Origin of the sequence: Kitasatospora sp. NPDC059722 (genome assembly GCF_042733235.1) — a bacterium.
Taxonomy (GTDB): domain Bacteria; phylum Actinomycetota; class Actinomycetes; order Streptomycetales; family Streptomycetaceae; genus Kitasatospora.
Genome location: NZ_JBHWGD010000234.1, coordinates 1 through 3,661 on the forward strand (window position 1 = coordinate 1; position 3,661 = coordinate 3,661).

Here is a 3,661-nt window from a genome sequence, read left to right on the forward strand (position 1 = left end):
CCGCCCCCCCGCACCGCACCACACCATCGCGCTGACGAGAGGAGACCCGTGATGACCGCGGCCTTCGAAGAGTTCGCCCGCCGCGCCTACGGCAGCCTCGACCACCCGGCCTACCACCGGATCGGTAAGCTGCTCGAACAGGACCCGTACCGCCCGTTCCGGGCGTCCCTCCCGTCGTCCTGGCAGGTCGAGGACATCACCGACGACAACTGCGACGTCGGCTCGGTCTGGCGGATCGGCTGGGCCGGCGGCGGAGCCGTCCTGCGCCTGTCCGTCATCGGGCCGTACGCCACGGCCTTCGCCCTGCACCCCGACGGGTACGAGACCGACCGGTGCCTGTTCCCCGCCCCCGGTGCCCCGGCCGCCCGGGCGTCCGCCGCGGAGCCCGGCACCGAGGTGCACCGGCTCGCCGCACTCACCCGCGCGGCCGGCTTCGCCCTGCTCTCCGCACCGGAGCTGGCCCGCACCGTCCCGCTCCGGCTCCCCGACGCGGACGGCCCCGTCACCCTCTACGAGGCGCTGTTCTGCTTCGCCTGACGGGCCGGCCGTCCTGCTTCAGCGTTCCGCGTCGGCCCGCACCGCGTACGGGACGAACGTGCTCGTGTGCTCGTCGACGGCCAGCGGCCGGCCGATGGCCGGGGCGGAGCGCTGGGGGCAGGCGGGGCGCTCGCAGACCTTGCAGCCGAGGCCGATGGGGGTCGCGGCGGCCTCGTCGGCCAGGTCCAGGCCGGTGGAGTAGACGAGGCGGGCCGCGTGCCGGAGCTCGCAGCCGAGGCCGATCGCGAAGGTCTTGCCCGGCCGGCCCCAGCCGCCGGGTGAGCGCGTGACGGCGCGGGCGGTCCAGAGGTAGCGGCGGCCGTCGGGCATCGCGGCGACCTGGACGTGGACGCGGCCCGGGGAGGCGAAGGCGTCGTAGACGTTCCACAGCGGGCAGGTGCCGCCGGTGCGGGAGAAGTGGAAGGCCGTGGCGGACTGCCGCTTGGAGACGTTCCCGGCGCGGTCGACCCGCACGAACGAGAACGGCACCCCGCGCAGGCCGGAGCGCTGCAGGGTGCTGAGGCGGTGGCAGACCGTCTCGTAGCCGACGCCGAAGTGGTCGGCGAGGTGCTCGATGTCGTAGCGGGCGGACTCCGCCTCGGCGTGGAAGGCGGCGTAGGGCAGGACGAGGGCGGCGGCGAAGTAGTTGGCCAGGCCGATCCGGGTGAGCGAGTGGGCCGCCGAACCCTCGGGGCAGTCCTGGGCCGCGAGTTCGGTGAGCAGCGCGTCGTGCTCCAGGTACGCGAGCTGGGTGGCGAGGCGGAAGGCCTGCTGGCCGGGGCGCAGCCGGTCGGAGAGCCGCAGGATCCGTCGGCCCGGGTCGTACCGGTGCAGCTGGTCCCCGCCGGCGGCGATCCGGACGCCGTGCACGGAGGTCAGCCGGTCGGCCAGCACCGCCCTGACCTCGCCGCGCCTGAGTCGGATGACGCTCGCCAACTCCTCGGCCACGGTGTCGAGTTCATGGATGTAGTTCTGGCGGCGGTAGAAGAATTCGCGGACTTCCTCGTGCGGGGTGCGGGCGTCCGCACCCGGTCCCCGGTCGCCCGCGAGCACGGCGAGCTGCTCGGCCATCGTGCTGCGCCCGCGGCCCAGGTCCGTCAACAGCCGTGCCACGGCGGGCAGTCGGGCGGCGAGCTCGTCGAGGTCGCCCGGGGTGATGCGGCCGGCCGCGAGGTCGTCGCCGAGGGCGTCGCGCAGCTCGGCGGTGAGCCGGGCGCTGTCCGGCGGGGCGAAGTACCCGGCCTCGACGCCGAACGCCTCGGTGAGGCGCAGCAGGACCGGGACGGTCAACGGGCGTGCGTCGTGCTCCAGTTGGTTGAGGTAGCTGGGCGAGAGGTCGACGAGCCGCGCCATGCCGGCCTGGCTCAGTCCGCGTTCCTCCCTGAGCCGGCGGAGTCTGGCACCCGCGAAGGTCTTTCCCATCGTCCTGGCTTCCCCTCGGTGTCGACGATCGGCGTGGCTCGGGCAGCCTAGCCGCGATGAGGCGCGGAGGGCCTTCGCAACCTTCGCGGGTTCGCCGGCGATGCTTCGCAGAAATTGGCCCGGCTCCATCGGTGACGGCGGCGGCACCGGGTGCCAGAGTCGGTGCTGCGGCCGGGAGGCGCACAGGACGGCACGGAAAGGGCAGGTCAACTGCTCTGCACTGCCGTCCGGGCGACCACGTCCCGCGGTGTTCCATCGCTGCCCGGCGCCGCCCGGCCGCCCTCTCCCCCGTGCGGAGAGAGGTACCTCACATCCTTCGCAAGACACCCCGGGAGCGGATCACCATGACCCAGTCGGTTCGGCAGCAGCAGGAGCAGCAGGCGGCGGAGCTGGCCGCGCGGTGGGCGTCCGACCCCCGCTGGGCCGGCGTCGAGCGCACGTACACCGCGGCCGACGTCGTCCGCCTCTCGGGCACGGTGCGCGAGGAGCACACCCTGGCCCGGCGCGGCGCGGAGCGCCTGTGGCGCCAACTGCACGAGCGGGACTACGTCCACGCGCTCGGCGCGCTCACCGGCGGCCAGGCCGTCCAGATGGTGAAGGCCGGGCTGCAGGCGATCTACCTGTCCGGCTGGCAGGTCGCCGCGGACGCCAACCAGGCCGGCCAGACGTACCCGGACCAGAGCCTGTACCCGGCCAACTCCGTGCCCCAGGTGGTGCGCCGGATCAACAACGCCCTGCTGCGCGCCGACGAGATCGACGCCGCCGAGGGCACCGACGGGCCGGACTGGCTGGTGCCGATCGTCGCCGACGCCGAGGCCGGCTTCGGCGGCCCGCTGAACGCCTTCGAGCTCACCAAGGGCATGATCGCGGCCGGCGCGGCGGGCATCCACTACGAGGACCAGCTCGCCTCGGAGAAGAAGTGCGGGCACCTCGGCGGCAAGGTCCTCGTGCCCACCGCCCAGCACATCCGCACCCTCAACTCCGCCCGCCTGGCGGCCGATCTGGCCGACGTGCCGACCCTGATCATCGCCCGCACCGACGCGCTCGCCGCCAACCTCCTCACCACCGACGTCGACGAGCGCGACGCCCGCTTCTGCACCGGCGAGCGCACCGCCGAGGGCTTCTACCGGGTCGAGCCCGGCATGGCGCCGGTGATCTCCCGTGGCCTGGCCTTCGCGCCGTACGCGGACCTCATCTGGGTGGAGACCGGCACCCCGGACCTCGCCCAGGCGCGTGAGTTCGCGGAGGCGATCAAGGCCGAGTACCCGGACAAGATGCTCGCGTACAACTGCTCGCCGTCCTTCAACTGGAAGGCCGCGCTGGACGACGACCAGATCGCCAAGTTCCAGCGGGAGCTGGGCGCGATGGGCTACCGCTTCCAGTTCATCACGCTGGCCGGCTTCCACGCGCTCAATCACTCGATGTTCCAGCTCGCCCGCGGCTACGCCGAGCACGGCATGACGGCGTACGTCGACCTCCAGGAGGCCGAGTTCGCCGCGGTGCCGGACGGCTACACCGCCGTCAAGCACCAGCGCGAGGTCGGCACCGGGTATTTCGACCTGGTGTCCACCGCGCTCAACCCGAACGCCGAGACCCTCGCCCTGACCGGCTCCACGGAGGCCGAGCAGTTCCACTGATCCATCCCGGCGGCCTCTTCGGGGAGAGGCCGCCCTTCACCCCGCAGCCCGGGGCCTCGTTGAGG

General features: G+C 73.3%; 3 protein-coding genes. 2 read left to right on the plus strand and 1 reads right to left on the minus strand.

From position 1 onward, the window contains the following. Nucleotides 1–51: 51 nt before the first annotated feature. Nucleotides 52–537 (plus strand): hypothetical protein, encoded by a 486-nt coding sequence (locus ACFV4F_RS42810; protein ID WP_380511342.1) that lies wholly within the window; start codon nucleotides 52–54, stop codon nucleotides 535–537. 18 nt (nucleotides 538–555) lie between these two features. Here the strand turns inward: ACFV4F_RS42810 and ACFV4F_RS42815 are convergent, their stop codons facing one another. Then, the gene (locus tag ACFV4F_RS42815) at nucleotides 556–1,959 is read right to left on the minus strand and encodes a short-chain fatty acyl-CoA regulator family protein (protein WP_380511345.1); all 1,404 of its coding nucleotides are present in this window, start codon (nucleotides 1,957–1,959) and stop codon (nucleotides 556–558) included. Between the two features lie 344 nt (nucleotides 1,960–2,303). Here ACFV4F_RS42815 and aceA point away from each other — a divergent pair, with 344 nt between their 5' ends. Continuing rightward, nucleotides 2,304–3,596, plus strand: a complete 1,293-nt coding sequence (gene aceA / locus ACFV4F_RS42820; protein ID WP_380511348.1) for an isocitrate lyase — start codon at nucleotides 2,304–2,306, stop codon at nucleotides 3,594–3,596. Nucleotides 3,597–3,661 lie beyond the last annotated feature (65 nt).